Raw genomic sequence first — 18,212 nt, forward strand, 5'->3', positions numbered from 1 at the left:
TAGCTATTTAAATATTTTTTTTAAAAAACGTTTAAATTTTGCTTTCGATTCAATTTTACGATTAAATTCTTTCTGATAATGATCAATTTTAGATTTTACTTCATGTAAAGGATATCCGGAAACCTTAGAATATTCTTCAATTAATAGGTCCAGATAGGGTTGCTCCTTAATATTATTTGATAAACTTTTCATCTTAATATCAAAAGATAACTCTTCATGAAATTCCATTCTGTTTAAATCTACCAAATACATTTCGTAATCGTTATTTTTACGGATAATAAGAGTATTTCCGGGTGTATTATCTTTAATATAAACCCCTTTAGTATGAACATAGTAGGAAAACCGAGCAAAGGCTTTCACACATTCAAAACCATCCGGTTGATCATATAATTCACGCAAGGTAAAATCATAGGAAACATATTTTGATATGTAATAACTGGAAGTTAAACCCATGATATCAAAATTTTCAATATAGCCTAAAGGTTCAGGATTTAATATATCTAATTCCAAAAGTTTTGTTCCGTGTTCAAAAGATCTTCTAGCTTTGGATTTTCTAAAATATCGGTATACAAATTTATTTATTAAGTGAGGTTTTTTAAAACTTTTAATCGTAATATAATCTCCCTTAAAAGGAACTTTTTTTATAACATTTCTTTCCGGGTTTCCAAGTATTTCATCATAACTATCAAAATTATTGATAATGTTTAATAATTCATCTTTGCTTTCCTGATATTTTTTGTTTAGAATGTATTTGCGCATTTAATATAAAAATTATAATTATTTTTAATAACAAATTTAGCTTATATTTAAGGTTTTATAAGATAAGAGATAATAAGTGAAATAGTAGGCATTTAAAAACAACAAATTTAATAAATTTTCGTTTTTTTATTAGCTTTGTCAATTATAAGAAATAAATGAAGAAAATTATATATTCAATTCTGATTTTAAGCCTTTTGGGAGGCTGCTCAACCAAAAAAAACGGGATAACTCATCGTACGTATCATCGGATTACTACTTGGAACAATACTTTATTCAACGGGCAAGAAGCATTAAATGAAGAATTGAAATCAAGAAACTCAAGATACAGGGATAATTTTTCTGCCATTTTACCGGTAGAACCGGGTAATCCTTTTGTGGAGGAAAAAGAAAATTCTCTTGATAATTTCTTAGCAAGTTCAGATAATAACACTGCAAATCTATCAGGAGAACTAAAAGATAATTTAAAAAATTTAGATGCCCAAGGAGCCATAAATTCCTTATCTGACGCTTTTGGAAAGATGTTAGGTGCAGGTAATGATTCAAAAGCGCAAGGTTATGACAAAGCTATAGAAAAAGGAAAGAAAGCCGTCGAAAAACACTCAATGCTTATAAAAGGAAAAGAATATAATTCTATGATGAGTGAGGCTTATCTTTTATTAGCCAGAGCTTATTATTATAAAAGAGATCCGTTTGAATCTCTTAACTATTTGAATTATATGAATTCAACTTTAGTAAAAAATACAAAAAAAGCTCAAGTTGAAGGTTATATGGCCTTAGCACAAGCGCAGTCAGGAAATTCTTTTCAAGCGAATGAGATTTATGAAAAACTCATCAATCAAAAATTAAAAAAAAGAGATGCAAAATTTATCTCTAAAATATATTCTCAATTTTTAATTGATGAAAAAAGATATTCTGAAGCTGTAAAAGCTCTAGAAGTTGCAAAAAAATATAATAAATGCAATACAAACCAAGCTCGTTTTAGTTTTATTCAAGGTCAATTATCAGAAAAATTGAACGAAAAGGATTTGGCAAGAAACTATTATAATTTAGCTTTTAAGAAAAAATCTACTCCCGAGTTGGAGATCAAATCACAAATTGCTTTATCTAGATTGTATAAAAAAGAGGATAGCTTAGCTTATACGAATAGAATTAAATTTTTAAAAGGGTTAACCAAAAAAGGATTGTACCAATCCAGAAAAAATGAAATATACTATGCAATGGGTCTAACTTCCCTAAAAGAAGAAAGAAATAAAGATGCGATGAACTATTTTTTTGCCTCTTTAAAAGAGGAAGAGAGTGATCCTCAAATACGAGCATTAGTTTATCAAGAAATAGGAGATAATTATTTTTCAAAACCTGACTATGTCTATGCAAGTGCCTATTATGATAGCGCAATTTCAAGATTTGTTGATCCGGCAATGAAAAGAAAATTAACAGCTAAAAATAAAGTTTTAGGAGAAGTAACCAAAAAATATTATTTAGTAAAAAAGAATGATAGTATTATAACGGTTGCTAAAATGTTACCCGAGCAAAGAAATAATTATTATCAAAAATATATAAATCAACTAAAAGAAAAAGAAGAAAAAGAAAGATTACAACAAGAAAAGAATCAAAGAAGAGAAAATAATACCGAGTTTGCTACCGAATCGTTTGAAAATACAACATCTGCATTTACGATGATTACACCCAATACCAAAGGAAAATGGTATTTTTATAATAATAACCTGAAGCAAGTAGGTCAATCAGAATTTAGAAAACAATGGGGGGATAGAATGTTGGAGGATAACTGGCGAATAAGCAATAAGATTTCTAATTTAGATGATGTTAAAACGCAATTATCCGGTCAATCGGATTCTAAGAATCCTAGACGATTTGAGGTTGAATATTATACAGAAAATTTACCTAAAAGTCAATCAGAAATAGATGTTTTAAAAAATCAAAGAGATTCTGTGGAATTATCATTAGGAATTTTATATTACGATCAGTTACATGATGTAAAATCAGCTACCTCCACTTTAGAACATTTATTATCAACTCAACCTTACAATGAGGAAATAAAAGTTTTGGCAATGTATAACTTGTATCGATTTAATCAAGGAGAAAATCAAGTGTTAGCAAAAAAATACTCAGATATAATAACTAGCCAATATCCTGATACTAAATATGCTTACGCTATTTTGCATCCTCAAGTTAATGAGTTAAAAACTAATTCTTCAGATGCAATCTTGTTTTATGAAAATGCCTATCAAAAATACAAAAGAGGTAACTATTCAGAAGTAAAAGACATGGCAATTCAGGCACTTTCCAAATATCCCAAAGATGAGATAATAGCTAAATTTGCCTTACTTTCTGCTTTTTGCGATGCAAAATTAGGAAATAAAGAAGAGTTTGAACAATCGTTAGAACACATTGCTGTCTTATATAAAGATAAAGAAGAGGGAAAGAAGGCTGCAGATTTATTAAAATTCTTTAAAGATAAAGAAAAGGAAAGCAACAAAAAATCTGTAAAAGCAAATGATCCTGATATCAAAACTAATATGCCGGTATTAGAAACAAACTCAATGAATTTGCCTACATTAGAAAATTGGCAAAACAATGACGTGGATATTGATAGTAAAGATTAAATGGGTTCGCTTAGCTTAGTAAGTATAATTTTTAAAAAGTTGTATTTAGCTAACTAAATGCTATCTATTAGATTATATGATTTAAATCATATAATTATTTAAAATCATTCTAAATAAAAAACATAACTTTGAATTGATAAATGAAAAATTTACTTTATATAAATAAAGTAAAGGAGTAATTTTCACTGTGTGTTCTCACAAAATTGGTTTTATTTTATTTAGTTTATAAAGCAAAATTTTTGGTTACAAAAATTTTGCTTTTTATTTTTTACTAGGTATACTATAAGAATTGATTTATTCTTTGGTTATTTTTAAGTTTAATTCCTCTAATTGTTGCTCATGAATATAGGAAGGAGCATCTATCATAACATCTCTTCCCGAATTGTTTTTTGGAAATGCAATATAATCTCGGATTACTTCTTGTCCTCCTAAAATAGCTACAAAACGATCAAAGCCAAAAGCTATTCCGCCATGAGGAGGAGCACCAAATTTAAAAGCATTCATTAAAAAACCAAATTGAGCTTCGGCTTCTTCTTGAGAAAATCCTAATAAAGAAAGCATTTTCCCTTGTAATTCTTTATTATAGATACGAACAGAACCTCCTCCAATTTCATTACCGTTTAAAACGAGGTCATAAGCATTGGCTCTAACTTCTCCGGGGTGGGTATCCAAAAGAGGAATATCTTCAGGTTTTGGAGAGGTAAACGGATGATGCATGGCAACATACCTGTTTTCTTCCTCATCCCATTCTAGTAACGGAAAATCGACAACCCATAAAGGAGCATAAACCTCAGGATTTCGTAAGCCTAAACGTTCAGCCAATTCCATACGTAGCGCACTTAATTGAGGGCGTACTTTATGAGCTTGCCCCGATAAAATTAAGATCAAATCACCGGGTTGAGCATTTGCTTTTTGTATGACAACTTTTAGTTTTTCTTCAGAATAAAACTTATCTACAGAAGATTTAATACTACCGTCTTCATTGTAACGTATATAAACCAATCCCGATGCACCAATTTGAGGTCTTTTTACCCAATCGGTCAATTCGTCCAGCTGTTTTCTAGTATAAACAGCACATTTTTCAACATTAATACCAACCACTAATTCCGCTTCATCAAATACTTTAAAACCGCTGTTCTGTAATTCTTCATTGAATTCAATAAATTCCATTCCGAATCGAATGTCCGGCTTATCATTACCGTATTTCTTCATTGCTTCCGCATAAGTCATTCTAGGGAATTTATCAAAAGAAAGATTTTTCAGCTCTTTTAAAAGATGTTTGGTCAGACCTTCAAATGTTCTGAGAATATCTTCTTGTTCAACAAAAGACATTTCGCAATCAATTTGAGTGAATTCGGGTTGGCGGTCAGCACGTAAATCTTCATCACGAAAACACTTAACTAATTGAAAATATTTATCTAGGCCTCCAACCATAAGTAATTGTTTAAAAGTTTGAGGCGATTGAGGCAAGGCATAAAATTGTCCGGGATTCATACGAGACGGCACCACGAAGTCTCGTGCTCCTTCAGGTGTAGACTTTATTAAGACAGGGGTCTCCACTTCAATAAAACCTTCTTGAGATAGATAATTTCTTACCAGTTGAGCAACCTTACTTCTGAAAATTAATTTTTCTTTAACCGGATTACGTCTTATATCCAAATATCTGTATTTCATACGTAATTCTTCGCCCCCGTCCGTTTCATCTTCAATTGTAAATGGAGGAACCAACGATGGATTAAGTATGGATAATTCTTCAACTAAAATTTCAATAGCACCTGTAGGTAAATTAGGATTTTTGCTGGATCTTTCAATTACTGTTCCTGAGGCTTGAATAACAAATTCACGACCTAATTTTTTTGCTTTATCAATTAGATCCTTATCGGTTCGTTGTTCATCAAAAACAAGTTGAGTGATTCCATATCGGTCGCGTAAATCTATCCAGGTAAGGAATCCTTTATCACGAATAGTTTGGATCCATCCGGCAAGAATTACTTTTTGTCCTATATTTGATTCATTAAGTTCTCCGCAGGTGTTGGTTCTATACATGTTGACAATTTTTATACAAAAATAATTATAATCTGTTGAATAGGAATTAGAAATTTTACGTTAATGTAAAATTTAAAAGTCACTTGATTTATCAACAATTTTTTTTTGATTAAGTAGTCTTTTCAATTATTTACTAGGAGAAATATTTAGTTTAGATTTAACCTATAGAAAATTAAAAGAATAACTAATCATAGTTATTTGACTCGTTAGCATTAAAATCCTCTTGTATTATTTTATCTTATAAATAAAAAAATATTTAAAAACCTTAAATGATTATAAAAAAAGAGTTAAAAGTAAAATTTCACAAATTGGAAATTGTTTTGAGATCGTAGTACTTAAGTCAAATTAATTGAAATTTTTTGAAAAAGTTTTAAAGCCATTTTTTTTTCTTCAACCAATAATAAATAATCAGGGTAATAATAAACATAATCAATAATATGATCGGATACCCCAATTTAAATTCCAGTTCAGGCATATAATGAAAATTCATCCCGTAAATACCCGCAATAAATGTCAAGGGCATAAAGAATATTGAGAAAATGGTAAGTGTTTTCATTATCTCATTGGTCTTTTGTGAAGATAGGGAAATATATAAATTGAGTAAATTATTGAGGTCGTCTATTACTTGTTCATAAAGAGTTGTTAACTTTAGATATAAATCCTTAGCATCTTGATGGGCAGCCTTTTCTTGCTTAGAGGGTTTAATAGAATTAATCACCTCATCCGAAAGAATTAAAAGTTTAGTACAAAGATTGGTTTTTCTTTTTAAAGAATAAATGCTTTGCAAAACTTTGGAAGAGGGATCTTTTAAAAAAAGTTTATTTTCATAAGATTCCAATCTATTAATAATGTGTAATATGGAATCATTATAAGTTTGTAATACACTTTTTAAAATTTTTATAATAACCATATTTGTCGAGAAAGTTTGTCCCATACTTTGACATTTGTTGGCAATATCATCGATAAAGGGCATTTCAATACGGTGTATAGTAATTAGTAAAGAATCATTAAAAAAAACGGCAATTTTGTTGGAAAGACTTTCAATATTGGTGTCTTTTTTATCGCCTTTATGTACTACTCTTAATATTAGGAAATTAATGCCATTTTCAGTTTCAAATTTTGGTAAATGATTAGGCTCTAAACTATCTGCTAGATTATAGAAATTAAGATTGCATTTTTCCGCAATCTTTTGCATTTCTTCTTTCGTAGGATTAAGTAGGTCTATCCATTCATAATTGGACTGATTAATTATTTTTACTGCCATTAAATACCTTTTTTGTAAAAGTACTACTTTTAGAAATAAGAATATTCAAAAAATAAATTAAATCATTGCAATTTTAAAAGAATTTTATAAAATAAATTACTAAATAGATAAAACTAAAATACATTATTTACATTTATCTTAATTTTTGATAATTTGAAAAACAGATTTATATGGAATTTATTACGTATTTGTGGACAATAGATTTGTTTTAATAAATCATAGGTCTAGTAAAGTACTTGCGTAGCAAAACGTATATTAAATAATTTCCAATTCATATTTTTGTGCATGCGTAAGGAATGCTTCTTCAGATCTTGCAGAAAAATAAATATCCTCAATTCTTACATTCTCTTTATTGTAAACATACCAAAGTAAACAATCCGGTTTCCAATAAATTTGTAAACCGTTATACCTTACCACATCTTCCCATTCCGTATGGATGAAAATTTCAAAATCTTCTTCTGAAATGTTGGAAATTCCTAAATATTCATATCCACCTTGAGCGCATTGATAATACAACATTACTTTTAAAAATTCAATCAGCGGAATTTGTTCCTCATACCATTCATTTTCATTTAACAATTGATATACTTTTGGATTAGTATTTTCCGGATCAATTTCAAATCCCCAATAGCATATATTTTGATTTTCTTCTAAAAAAACTATTTTATTATCATCTCTTTGAAGTTGCGTAGGTAAAGCAAAACGATTGAATGATTCCATCAACATTCCATTTTTTCCGGTCATCAAATAAAGATCACGAATAATATCAGGCAGTGCGAAACCCAATTTACTTTCAACTTTATCGAGTTCCGAAGACTTAACTCCGTCACTTTTAGTTAATTTTCTACCCAATAATCGCTCTGCCAAAGAATTAATAGTATTCATTTAAATAATTTTTTTCAAAATTATATATAAAATTAAATTGATAAAATGATATTTGTAACCAACAGTAATAAAAATTTAACGAATTGAAATAACCATATTCTACTTCAAATTTATTTATTCAATTCATAAAATGGAATTTGAGTTAATTTCTAGTTATATTTGACTTTAAAATGTAACAATTTATTACTTGAATTATAACATTAGTTATAGCTATTAACGTTCTCATAATGATTTATTTTAAGTAATAAATAAAGAAAAATTATTTATTTTAATAATGATTGGTAATAGTAAAAAAATGAAGCTTTTATTACTCAGTAATTCCACTAATGTTGGAGAAAAATATCTTGAATTTTCAAAAAAACAAGTACAATCATTCCTGGGTACTGAAAAAATAACTATTATATTTATACCTTTTGCAGCAGTAACTTTCTCGTATGAGGAATACGAAAATAAAGTTAATGAAGCCTGGAAAGAAATAGGTATAGAAGTGAAAAGTATACATCATTTTTCAGATCCTAAAGAAGCGATAAAAAGGGCAGACGCAATTGTCGTAGGAGGGGGAAATACCTGGAATTTGGTAAAAAAATTACAACAAGAAAAATTACTTTCGCTTATCCAAGAAAGAGTTAAAGAGGGAATACCCTATATAGGTTGGAGTGCAGGATCCAATATTGCATGTCCCAGCTTGAGAACAACTAATGATATGCCAGTAGTTGAACCGGAAAATTTCCAAACCTTAAATTTGATCCCTTTTCAAATTAATCCCCATTATATAGATACACATCCTGACGATTTTGGTGGAGAAACCCGTGAACAAAGAATTAGAGAGTTTATAACCTTAAATCATAATTTATATGTAGTAGGATTAAGAGAAGGTACTATGTTGCATTATGAAAATGAAAAGTTAAAGTTGATAGGAGAAAAAACGGCAAGAATTTTTAAATACAATCAACCCATTAAAGAACTGGGCTCTGAAGAAGATTTTGACTTTCTATTTACATTAAGTTAAATTAAAAATAAGATAAATACAATTTTAAAATTGTATTTTTGCATATAAATTAACATAAGTATGTCACTATATCCATTGGTATTTCAACCTTCCTACCATTACAGAATATGGGGGGGAAATAAACTAAAACAATTCGGTAAAGAAAGTAAGGAAGAAAAACTGGGAGAAAGCTGGGAAATTTCAACTGTTCCGGGATATGTTAGTATAGTAAGCAACGGAAGCCTAAAGGGTAAAAATTTAGACGATTTAATCAAAGAGTATAAAGACCGTTTAGTAGGGAAAAAAGTATATAAGAAATATGGAGATAAATTTCCCTTACTCATTAAATTCTTAGATGCAGCTCAACCCTTATCTGTTCAAGTTCATCCCAACGATGAGTATGCAGCAGTTCACCATCATTCTTTCGGAAAAACGGAAATGTGGTATGTATTGGATTCAGAGCCCAATTCAGAGGTTATACTAGGATTTGAAAAAGGAACAAATAAGACTATTTTCACAGAAAATATTGAAAAAAATACTTTAGATACAATCCTCAGAAAAATACACCCTGACAACGGAAGTGTTATATATATACCGTCCGGTAGAGTTCATGCCATGGGAAAAGGAATTTCAGTAGTTGAAATCCAACAAAATTCAGATGTGACGTATAGAATCTACGATTATGATCGTATTGATAAAGACGGAAAAAAAAGAGAATTACATCTTGATCAAGCTAAAGAGGTAATGGATTATTCTTTTGTTGAAGATCCATTTTCACATTATGATAAAAATGCAAAAGAGACAACACTATTAGCATCTCCATATTTTACGGTTTCATCGATGGAAGTTACAGAAAATAAAATTTTAAATAACTTGTCCAATTCATTTCGTATACTGATTTGCTTAGAAGGAGAATGTACCCTATTGAATAAGACCTTACCCGTAACCCTTAAAAAAGGGGATACGGTGTTGCTTCCTGCGGAAGTTGAGAATGTTGAAGTAACCCCCCTTGTACAAACAAAACTCTTAGAAGTTCATATAGATTAAATATGAAATATCTTAGGACTGTAGCTACCATACTTTGGAGAATCTGGTTTTATATTTTAGCTGCCCTTTGCACACTTACCATTGGTGTGGTAATTTATCTGATGACTTATCAGAAAAATAATAAGCTAACCTATTTCTTTATGCGAATGTGGGGATGGGTGCTTTTCTATGGATCGGGATTTACCTATTCATTACTATCGGAAGTAAATTTAGATCCTAAAGAAAATTACATATTTATTGCCAATCACACTTCCTTAATAGACGTGGTCTTAATGTATGTACTCCATCCTCATCATCCGATCATATTTGTAGGAAAAAAAGAGTTGGAAAAATATCCCGTATTCGGAAGAATTTATAAAAAAGTATCCATCCTGGTAGATAGATCCAGTAGACAAAGCAAACAAGCAGTTTTTTCTGCCGTAAAAAAAGAATTAACCCAACAAAATAAAAATGTGGTTATCTTTCCGGAAGGAGGGGTTCCCAAGAGAAAAATAAAATTGGAAAAATTTAAAGATGGAGCATTTATAGCTTCAATTTATTGTAATAGTCCTATTGTTGTATATGCATTTCATAATCTAAAAAATATGTTTCCATTTGTATTTAATTTAGGATATCCGGGTAAAGTTAAAGTAGAGCGTGTAAAAATATTGTATCCGAATGGAGAAACGAAAGAATCACTTAAAGAAAAAGCCTATCACCTAATTTATGAAAGGATAAAAGATGATAAGATAGATTTTATGAATGTAAAATAAGTAATTTTATATGTTAGACGGATTAGTAGACTATGGATATATAGGATTATTTATTGCTTCTTATCTCGCAGCAACCATTTTACCCTTTAGCTCCGAAGCTGTTCTTACAGGAATACTCATTATGGGCGGGAATCCATGGATAAGTATTCTGATAGCTACCATTGGAAACTGGTTAGGAGGAATGACCGGTTACTACCTGGGAAGGCTGGGTAAAATAGAATGGATTGAAAAATATTTAAAGATAAATAAAACAAAAATTGATAAAGTCACTCAAAGATTAAATAAAAAAGGAGCATATATTTCCTTTTTTTCTTTTTTACCCATTATTGGAGATATCATACCTGTAGCCTTAGGATATATGAGATCCAATGTCTATTTCGTATCCCTGTCTATGTTAGCCGGTAAACTATTTCGTTACCTTTTAATTATGTATGCTTACAAAGGTTTTGCGAATTTCATTAAATAGAAAAATCCCTTTTAGAATCTTTCCACTCCTGAAAATTATTGAGCTTATTTATATAGGAATAAATTTGCTGTGATAAAAGATTAATTTCCCGAAGCTGGTAAGAAATTAATGATTGATCATCTGCTAAAACATTTAATTCTTCCTCTTTTTCTTGACATTCCGTATCACAATCAAAGGAAGACCCTTTGATATTTCGTAAACATTTATTTAAAGTATTTTCAATAGATGAGATCAACTGTTTATCTATATCAGATGCTTTACTGTTTTCATTAATATAGGATCTAAGGGATGATATTCTTGTAGAAAGAAGGTTTATAAAAGTTTGAATATTATATATATCGGATTTGTAATTTTTTGAAATTTTAGGTTCTGATACAATTCTTTGAAAAGTACTTGATAAATTAGAAGTTCCCAACAAAACGTCCTTTCTGGACAGTTTTATATCGGTATCAGAAAGCTTATCAACATTCAATAAATTATAAGTTATTTTTGTAAAATAATCTAAATTATATTTCAATAACTTTTCAATCAATACAGGAAGATTTTTATATTCCCAAGTAGGAAGAAAAGAAAAACTTAAAATAAAACTGATCACAACGGCAATCGTTGTTCCTCCCAATCGATGATAAATATTTGTCCAACCATCACTTCCGCTGTGTTCCAGAAAAATCAGGAGTATAACAAATATGGTAACAAAAGCAACCCCCGTTCTATAACTGATTGGTATAAAACTATAAGCGCCCACAATACAAATAAAAGTTACTATAGAAATCACATAAATGTTATGTGTAACAAGAAGGAGACCCAACGTTAATACTCCCCCGATTAGAGTACCTTGCAACCTTTGAATAGAAGAGTTTTTCGTATTTCCATAAAAAGGTTTTAAAATTAAAATGATGGTTAAATAAACCCAAGCAAAATACTCAATTTTAAGTAAAGTACAAATTATATAAGAAACCGATATGGCGACACTTACTCGTAAAGCATGTTTAAAAATGTTGGATTTAAGATTTAAATTAGCTTTAAATGTAGAAAAGCTATAATTATATTGTCTGGTGAACTTTTCCAAATCCAAATCCTCATATTGTTTTCTCTCCGATCTAAACTCTCCGTTGATAAGTGATTTAATAAAACCGGTTTGTTTATAAAATGATTTAAAAATAAAACGAACATGTTTTAAAGCATTGATATCAATAACGGATTTCTCATTATTTTTTTCCTTTTCTTCAATCGAAAGTATTTTTTCTTTAAAACGATCCAGTGGAGCGGTATCAATAGTTACAGTGACCTTTTTATGGAAGTTTATAGACCAACTTAATTCATAGAGGATTTTTTCCATATTGGCTAAATGATATTCAAAATCCCTTTTTAGCCCACTTTTAACCAGAGATTGAATCAACTTGTCATCTTGACAATTTAATGATAAAAGTTGTTCATACAGATCGATTAATGCGCTGAAAATTAAAGTCATTTTTCTACCTTTTGCAGAAAAACTTTTAGCATTAATCCGCAGTTTAAAAAGATTTTCTCGGATATCCTCATGAGTACTGTGTATTTTTGTTTGTTTTTCAAACAGCTTATTTAAAATCTCTGTTTGTTTTTGACTATTAGCAGGATTTTTAATTTTTAACAAAAAGTACTCATGTATTAGCTCAGTATACTCATTTAAAAGTTTAATATTTTCACTAATTTTTTGTTCAATCACCCGATACGGTTGAATTCTCCATAAAACCAAAGAAATAAATCCATACCATACAATACCCATCATCATTCCCAACGTATTAGTTATAATGTGATTAGCTTCAAAACTACATGCATAGACCACACATAATAAAGAAGAGGTGCTAACACTAACCGCACGAGAGCCGTAAATAAAAAACATGGAAAAGAAAAAGCCACACAAAGTAATCCAAATACCGAAAATAATTTCATGCGATATCAACAACTGACACACAAAAACCACTAAAAAGTAAAATAAAGCAGCAATAGATTGAGTATAAAATTTAACACGAATTGATCCGGGATTATCTCCCAGTCCGGCTACAAGAGCTCCGGAAGAAGCAACTATACCAATATCGGGTCTCTTAAAAAACCATCCGGCGAGTAGGGGGATTACAATAGCAAGAGCAATACGTAAGCCACGACTAAAATAAAAACTAAAAATAAAAAAGGTACTTTCGGAGACTATATGTTTAATTTTTTGCTGCATGAAAATAAGTAAGCAGTGATTAGTAAATAAAAATTTCCGGTTAGTTTTTATCCTTCCAGACCAAAAATCATATTTGATAAGATAATAGCTAAAACAATACAGGTTATAACAATATACATTCGATCTTTTTCAATAGCAAAAGCCACTATTGAAAAAGCCACCCGTAAAATAGGAGTGGCGATCAAAACGGCAACTCCCAGCTGTATGATTGCTAACCCGTCCAATTTTAAAACAGCGGGTAATAAAGTAGATAATTCCCTCAAATAATTTGGGGCCCCTACAAATGTTTTAAAATTGAGTTGTTGATCCGGATGTTGAGATATATAAATTACTCCGCCGGTAATAGTAATAATAGAAGAAAGAATAACTCCGTAACGCAGCAATTTACCAATATAAAGCTCTACATCACGTTCTACCCAAAATTTTCTCGAAAATAAATTACTCATAACACACTCAGCTTAAAGTTTAGGAAAATTGATATGTGGAAACCATTTAATCAATGAAGGTTCCAATCCTCTATAGATCATTTGAATTGCAAGAATAGCAATAACCAAACTGAAAATTTTACGTAACAACTGAACGTTTATAGCCATCAATATTTTTGAACCGAGAAAAGCTCCAAACAAAACCCCTACCACTATAGGCATGGCAAGAAAAGGATCAATTTGACCTCTTTGAAAGTAAATAACTGCACTGGCGGCCGCAGTAACCCCTACCATAAAATTAGAAGTAGTAGTCGAAACTTTAAAAGGTATTTTCATAGCCGTGTCCATAGCTAATACTTTAAGCGCTCCCGATCCAATACCTAAGATACCGGAAAGCACACCGGCTATAGTCATTAGAGAAAAACCCGCACCAATATTTCGAACATTATATTTTTTAATTCCGTCAGGAGTAGGATACGTTCCGTTTAATTTCAATGTAGTAGCTAATTTACTCCCCGGAGCAGTATAATCTATAGATGCATTTTTCTTTCTTAAAGTCATGACAGATGAAAAGATAAGAGTGAAACCTAAAATTATATAAATTGCGGAAGTAGGTAGAAAAACAGCAAGTAAGGCACCTAAAACTGCTCCCAGGGTGGTAGCAATTTCAAGAAACATTCCAATACGCACATTAGTCATTCCTTCTTTAATGTAAGCAGCTGCGGCCCCCGAAGAAGTAGCTATCGAAGTAACCAATGCGGTTCCAACAGCATATTTAATATCAACACCAAAACCCAGAGTTAATAGAGGAATTATGACTACTCCGCCGCCAAGTCCGGTAAGAGAACCCAGAGTACCCGCTGCAATTGCTCCAAAAAATAGAATAATTGTAAAAGTTATTATAGTCAAAATGAATTAAAATTAAGAAATTAAGTAACAAATTTAAAGATTCCTACTTTAATCTGTTACTATTAATTTAAATTTAATTCTATAGTCCAATAATTGAAAAATTAAGGTAAAAAAACAACCCTTTACATAGAGTTTTATTATACTGATGATCAAAGGGTTAATTGCAAAATATAATTACTTTTATTTAATAGGTAACTATCTATTATAAAAGGAAATCATGCCATACCTATCCGTTTAATTGAGAAAACATGTTCTCCCACTCATGAGTAATTCGGGTAAGCTTTTCCTTTAATTCAGAATACTCCTTAATATCTTCCTCTTTTGGGTTTTCCTTACTAAATATATCTTCAAAAGCAGAAATCTTTTGTTCTGTATTTTCAATGTCATTTTCAAGTTTAGACAATTTATTTTCTAACGATTTTTGTTCTTTCGATTTAAATTGCTTTTCCTGAGAAGTTTTAGTAGGTGTATTTTCTGAAGTCACTTTACGGGTAGTTGATTTTTCGATATCAACTTCTCTCATATTTTCTTTTTTACGATACTCTAAATATTCATTGATATTACCTAAAAATTCTTTTACTTCTCCATTTCTGAATTCAAAAATCTTGTCGGCTAAGTCATCTAAGAATTCACGATCATGAGATACTAAAATCAGTGTCCCCGTAAAATTCTTTAAGGCGTGTTTTAATATCGCTTTAGATTGTATATCCAAGTGATTTGTAGGCTCGTCCATTATCAACGTATTGAAAGGTCGAAGAAGTAATTTACATAAAGCCAATCGATTTCTTTCCCCTCCGGAAAGTACAGACACTTTTTTATGAACATCATCTCCTTGAAAAAGAAATGAACCTAACAAGTCTCGAACTTTAGGACGAGATTCTTCTGTAGCCGAATCTTCAGCTTCTTCTAAGATAGTTTTAGAAGCATTTAGCTCTTCAGATTGGTTTTGAGCAAAATATCCAATTTGAACGTTGTGGCCTATTTCAAGTTTTCCCTGATAAGATAATAAGCCATCCATAATTCTAGCCATAGTAGTTTTTCCCTGACCGTTTTGACCGATGAAAGCTATTTTCTCTCCCCGTTCGATGTAAAAATTGGCATTTTCAAAAATAGTATGAGTATCGAAAGATTTACCTAAATTTTCTGCTTTAAAAATTATTTTTCCGGGAGTAATACTCGGTTCGAAACGAATATTAAAACGAGTTATGTCATCATCTTCCACCTCAATGCGTTCTACCTTATCTAATTTCTTCATAAGAGATTGAGCAAAAGAAGCCTTACTAGCTTTTGCACGAAATTTATTGATTAATTGTTCCGTACGCTTAATCTCTTGTTCTTGATTTTTTTGTTGCTGAAGAAGTTTTTCCTTTCTTTCTTGCCTTAAAATAAGGTATTTGGTATAATTAGCTTTATAATCTTGTATGGATTTATTGGAAATTTCAATAGTTCGATTGGTAACATTGGTTAAAAACTGTTTATCGTGTGAAACTAGCACCACCGCTCCACTATAAGTAATTAAAAAACTTTCCAACCAAATGATGGATTCAATATCTAAATGGTTGGTAGGCTCGTCAAGAAGCAGCACATCATTTTCTTCCAATAAGAGTTTAGCTAACTCAATTCTCATTCTCCATCCTCCTGAAAAATCATCAGTAAGCCTATTAAAATCGGATTCTTTAAAACCTAACCCTTTTAATATTTTTTCAATTTCTCCATCAATATTGTAGCCGCCTAAATGAGAAAATCGATCGGTTAGATCGGTTAAATCATGAATAAGCTTGTGATATTCCTCAGATTCATAGTCGGTCCTTGTAGCAAGAGCATGATTGATTGTATCAATTTTTTCATTGATTATATTTAATTCTTTGAAAGCCAGTTTTGCCTCATCCCATACGGTTCTTCCTTTCTCAAAATCTAAATCTTGTTTTAAGAATCCAATGCGAACTTCTCCTTCTTTTTCAACATTTCCTTCAGTTGAAGGTTGCTCACCGGACAAAATTTTTAATAAAGTTGATTTACCTGCACCATTTTTACCCGCTAATCCAATACGATCATTTTTATTAATTCTAAAATTTACATTTTCAAATAGATAAGATCCTGCAAAATGTAAACCTAGATTCTGGACTAATATCATTTTCTTGTTAAATTTTGAACATGCAAAGATACGATTTTAAACTTAATTCCTTCATTTTTGTCTTTGTTATAAGAAAAATATGTAAATTAGTTTTTTAATATAATTTTATGAAAAAAATAGTATCAATAGTAGTACTAACATTATGTTTTACTGTATTTTTAACTAGTTGCAGTGACGATGATGACAAAGGAAGTGTTGTAGTTAACACGGATACAATTTCAAGAGTATTTGAAATTGAAAGTTCTTTTAGATTTGACAGTCAATTGGGTTGGGTGATCAACGGAGAGCTTAGACCGGCCATAATAAACGGAGATCATTTATTAATATATAGGCTTTCTGCTGAAAATGCTTCCGGTAAAGATGTATGGCAACTTATACCTCGAACTTTTTATGTTGATTTGAATAATGATGGGATTACTGAAAGCGAATTTTCTTATGATTATGATTTTAGTATTGAAGATTTTAATATTTATGCCGGTGGAAGTTATGATTTGACTTTAACTCCTGGATTAATTAATAAACAAGTTTTTAGAATTGTTATTATCCCGGGAAGCTCTTCTGGTAATGCATTTAGTAGTAAAATGCCTATTGATTACAAAGATTATAACGCTGTAATTAAATACTATCATATTAATGATGACCAAGTAATTAAATTACAACCGAAACTGAAATAAAAGTATTTCTATAAAAAAGAGGCTTTAAAATAAGCCTCTTTTTTTTATAGAATTTTATTAACCAATTATTTTTCAAAACGTTTCATAACTCTTTCACTAACTCCAACATTGGAGAAACCTCCATCATGGAAAAGATTTTGAAGAGTTACTTTTCTGGTTAGGTCGGAAAATAACGTAATACAATAATTTGCACATTCCTCAGCGGTAGCATTACCAAGCGGAGAAATTTCTTCAGCAAATTCAATAAATCCACCAAAACCTTTTACCCCGTTTCCTGCAGTAGTAGGAGTAGGCGATTGAGAAATTGTATTAACTCTAACTTTGTTACGGATTCCCCATTCGTAACCGAAACTTCTTGCAATACTTTCCAAATAAGCTTTATTATCAGCCATATCATTATAGCCGGGAAAAGTTCTTTGAGCGGCAATATAAGAAAGAGCCAAAATACTACCCCATTCATTCATAGCGTCTTTATCCCAAGCAGTTTTCATAACTTTATGGAAAGAAACAGCAGAAATATCCCAGCCTTTAGTTAACCATTCGTAATTTATATCAGTATAATCTTTATTTTTTCTGACATTAATAGACATTCCTATAGAATGTAAAATAAAATCAAGCTTTCCGAATTTTTCAAGAGCATGATCGAAAAGTTTATTCAAATCTTCCATTGAAGTGGCATCAGCAGGAACCGTATCAGAGCCGGTTTTTTCAGCCAATGCGTTAAGTTCCCCTTTTCTAAGAGCGACTGGGGAATTAGTAAGGATAAATTCAGCTCCTTCTGCATGAGCTTGTTCTGCAACTTTCCATGCAATGGAGTTAGAATCTAGCGCCCCGAAAATAATTCCCTTTTTCCCCTTTAATAATCCGTGAGACATAGTATTTATTTAAAAATGTTAACAGAACAAATTTATGTAAATATTTTTATATGTAACCGAAAAGTTTAGTATCTAACCCGATTAATAAATCAATTCATAAAAACTAAAGAAATTATACGATGTATTTTGCATAATCCCTTATAAATGAAAATTGA

The 18,212-nt window shown here is 30.5% G+C and carries 15 protein-coding genes; 6 read left to right on the top strand and 9 right to left on the bottom strand.

Translation table 11 applies throughout. The annotated features are described in order from the left end of the window. Positions 1-3: 3 nt before the first annotated feature. Positions 4-759 carry a Kdo domain containing protein gene (locus G8C41_RS00680; protein ID WP_166005801.1) on the bottom strand — a complete coding sequence of 252 codons (756 nt, stop codon included), beginning with the start codon at positions 757-759 and terminating at the stop codon, positions 4-6. A gap of 155 nt (positions 760-914) precedes the next feature. Between G8C41_RS00680 and G8C41_RS00685 the strand changes: the two genes are divergently transcribed. Then, on the top strand, positions 915-3,383 hold the full coding sequence (locus tag G8C41_RS00685; protein WP_166005802.1) for a tetratricopeptide repeat protein: 2,469 nt from the start codon (positions 915-917) through the stop codon (positions 3,381-3,383). Between the two features lie 294 nt (positions 3,384-3,677). On the opposite strand, the gene aspS is transcribed toward G8C41_RS00685, so the two are convergent. The 3 genes from aspS to G8C41_RS00700 form a co-directional block, all read right to left on the bottom strand. Next, positions 3,678-5,429 carry an aspartate--tRNA ligase gene (gene aspS / locus G8C41_RS00690; RefSeq protein ID WP_160569010.1) on the bottom strand — a complete coding sequence of 584 codons (1,752 nt, stop codon included), beginning with the start codon at positions 5,427-5,429 and terminating at the stop codon, positions 3,678-3,680. Between the two features lie 370 nt (positions 5,430-5,799). Beyond that, complete coding sequence (locus G8C41_RS00695; RefSeq protein WP_160564539.1) at positions 5,800-6,693, bottom strand: CorA family divalent cation transporter; 894 nt, start codon at positions 6,691-6,693, stop codon at positions 5,800-5,802. A 255-nt stretch (positions 6,694-6,948) separates the two neighbouring features. Next, positions 6,949-7,578, bottom strand: a complete 630-nt coding sequence (locus G8C41_RS00700; protein ID WP_166005803.1) for a hypothetical protein — start codon at positions 7,576-7,578, stop codon at positions 6,949-6,951. Between the two features lie 295 nt (positions 7,579-7,873). On the opposite strand from G8C41_RS00700, the gene pepE reads away from it, so the two are divergent. From pepE to G8C41_RS00720, 4 genes are read left to right on the top strand one after another with little or no spacing between them, the layout of a single operon-like run. Continuing rightward, a complete protein-coding gene (pepE, locus tag G8C41_RS00705) occupies positions 7,874-8,587 on the top strand; it encodes a dipeptidase PepE (protein ID WP_166005804.1) in 714 nt (237 codons plus the stop codon). 60 nt (positions 8,588-8,647) lie between these two features. After that, positions 8,648-9,613: a type I phosphomannose isomerase catalytic subunit gene (locus G8C41_RS00710; protein ID WP_166005805.1), complete on the top strand. Its 966-nt coding sequence runs from the start codon at positions 8,648-8,650 to the stop codon at positions 9,611-9,613. A 2-nt stretch (positions 9,614-9,615) separates the two neighbouring features. Beyond that, on the top strand, positions 9,616-10,365 hold the full coding sequence (locus tag G8C41_RS00715; protein WP_255466951.1) for a lysophospholipid acyltransferase family protein: 750 nt from the start codon (positions 9,616-9,618) through the stop codon (positions 10,363-10,365). A 10-nt stretch (positions 10,366-10,375) separates the two neighbouring features. After that, on the top strand, positions 10,376-10,831 hold the full coding sequence (locus tag G8C41_RS00720; RefSeq protein WP_166005806.1) for a YqaA family protein: 456 nt from the start codon (positions 10,376-10,378) through the stop codon (positions 10,829-10,831). Here G8C41_RS00720 and G8C41_RS00725 read toward each other — a convergent pair. The 4 genes from G8C41_RS00725 to G8C41_RS00740 all read right to left on the bottom strand — a co-directional run bounded on the left by G8C41_RS00725 (position 10,824) and on the right by G8C41_RS00740 (position 16,508). Then, entirely contained in the window at positions 10,824-13,040 is a 2,217-nt protein-coding gene (locus G8C41_RS00725; protein ID WP_166005807.1) for an FUSC family protein, read from the bottom strand. The two genes, G8C41_RS00720 and G8C41_RS00725, sit on opposite strands and share 8 nt — an antisense overlap. 47 nt (positions 13,041-13,087) lie before the next feature. Then, on the bottom strand, positions 13,088-13,486 hold the full coding sequence (locus G8C41_RS00730; protein ID WP_166005808.1) for a DUF1634 domain-containing protein: 399 nt from the start codon (positions 13,484-13,486) through the stop codon (positions 13,088-13,090). A gap of 12 nt (positions 13,487-13,498) precedes the next feature. Continuing rightward, positions 13,499-14,374 carry a sulfite exporter TauE/SafE family protein gene (locus G8C41_RS00735; protein WP_160569020.1) on the bottom strand — a complete coding sequence of 292 codons (876 nt, stop codon included), beginning with the start codon at positions 14,372-14,374 and terminating at the stop codon, positions 13,499-13,501. A gap of 226 nt (positions 14,375-14,600) precedes the next feature. Then, positions 14,601-16,508: an ABC-F family ATP-binding cassette domain-containing protein gene (locus G8C41_RS00740; protein WP_166005809.1), complete on the bottom strand. Its 1,908-nt coding sequence runs from the start codon at positions 16,506-16,508 to the stop codon at positions 14,601-14,603. Between the two features lie 107 nt (positions 16,509-16,615). Between G8C41_RS00740 and G8C41_RS00745 the strand changes: the two genes are divergently transcribed. Further along, positions 16,616-17,182 (top strand): hypothetical protein, encoded by a 567-nt coding sequence (locus G8C41_RS00745; protein ID WP_160541790.1) that lies wholly within the window; start codon positions 16,616-16,618, stop codon positions 17,180-17,182. 65 nt (positions 17,183-17,247) lie between these two features. Here the strand turns inward: G8C41_RS00745 and G8C41_RS00750 are convergent, their stop codons facing one another. After that, a complete protein-coding gene (locus G8C41_RS00750; protein ID WP_105296681.1) occupies positions 17,248-18,057 on the bottom strand; it encodes an enoyl-ACP reductase in 810 nt (269 codons plus the stop codon). Between the last annotated feature and the right edge of the window lie 155 nt (positions 18,058-18,212).

The sequence above is a fragment of the Apibacter sp. B3706 genome (assembly GCF_011082725.1).
In the GTDB taxonomy this organism is placed as follows: domain Bacteria; phylum Bacteroidota; class Bacteroidia; order Flavobacteriales; family Weeksellaceae; genus Apibacter.

Excerpts from the sequence above, each read along its gene's own strand:
- G8C41_RS00680 (WP_166005801.1), bottom strand. The coding sequence starts at position 759 with ATGCGCAAATACATTCTAAACAAAAAATATCAGGAAAGCAAAGATGAA.
- G8C41_RS00685 (WP_166005802.1), top strand. The coding sequence starts at position 915 with ATGAAGAAAATTATATATTCAATTCTGATTTTAAGCCTTTTGGGAGGC.
- aspS (WP_160569010.1), bottom strand. The coding sequence starts at position 5,429 with ATGTATAGAACCAACACCTGCGGAGAACTTAATGAATCAAATATAGGA.
- G8C41_RS00695 (WP_160564539.1), bottom strand. The coding sequence starts at position 6,693 with ATGGCAGTAAAAATAATTAATCAGTCCAATTATGAATGGATAGACCTA.
- G8C41_RS00700 (WP_166005803.1), bottom strand. The coding sequence starts at position 7,578 with ATGAATACTATTAATTCTTTGGCAGAGCGATTATTGGGTAGAAAATTA.
- pepE (WP_166005804.1), top strand. The coding sequence starts at position 7,874 with ATGAAGCTTTTATTACTCAGTAATTCCACTAATGTTGGAGAAAAATAT.
- G8C41_RS00710 (WP_166005805.1), top strand. The coding sequence starts at position 8,648 with ATGTCACTATATCCATTGGTATTTCAACCTTCCTACCATTACAGAATA.
- G8C41_RS00715 (WP_255466951.1), top strand. The coding sequence starts at position 9,616 with ATGAAATATCTTAGGACTGTAGCTACCATACTTTGGAGAATCTGGTTT.
- G8C41_RS00720 (WP_166005806.1), top strand. The coding sequence starts at position 10,376 with ATGTTAGACGGATTAGTAGACTATGGATATATAGGATTATTTATTGCT.
- G8C41_RS00725 (WP_166005807.1), bottom strand. The coding sequence starts at position 13,040 with ATGCAGCAAAAAATTAAACATATAGTCTCCGAAAGTACCTTTTTTATT.
- G8C41_RS00730 (WP_166005808.1), bottom strand. The coding sequence starts at position 13,486 with ATGAGTAATTTATTTTCGAGAAAATTTTGGGTAGAACGTGATGTAGAG.
- G8C41_RS00740 (WP_166005809.1), bottom strand. The coding sequence starts at position 16,508 with ATGATATTAGTCCAGAATCTAGGTTTACATTTTGCAGGATCTTATCTA.
- G8C41_RS00745 (WP_160541790.1), top strand. The coding sequence starts at position 16,616 with ATGAAAAAAATAGTATCAATAGTAGTACTAACATTATGTTTTACTGTA.
- G8C41_RS00750 (WP_105296681.1), bottom strand. The coding sequence starts at position 18,057 with ATGTCTCACGGATTATTAAAGGGGAAAAAGGGAATTATTTTCGGGGCG.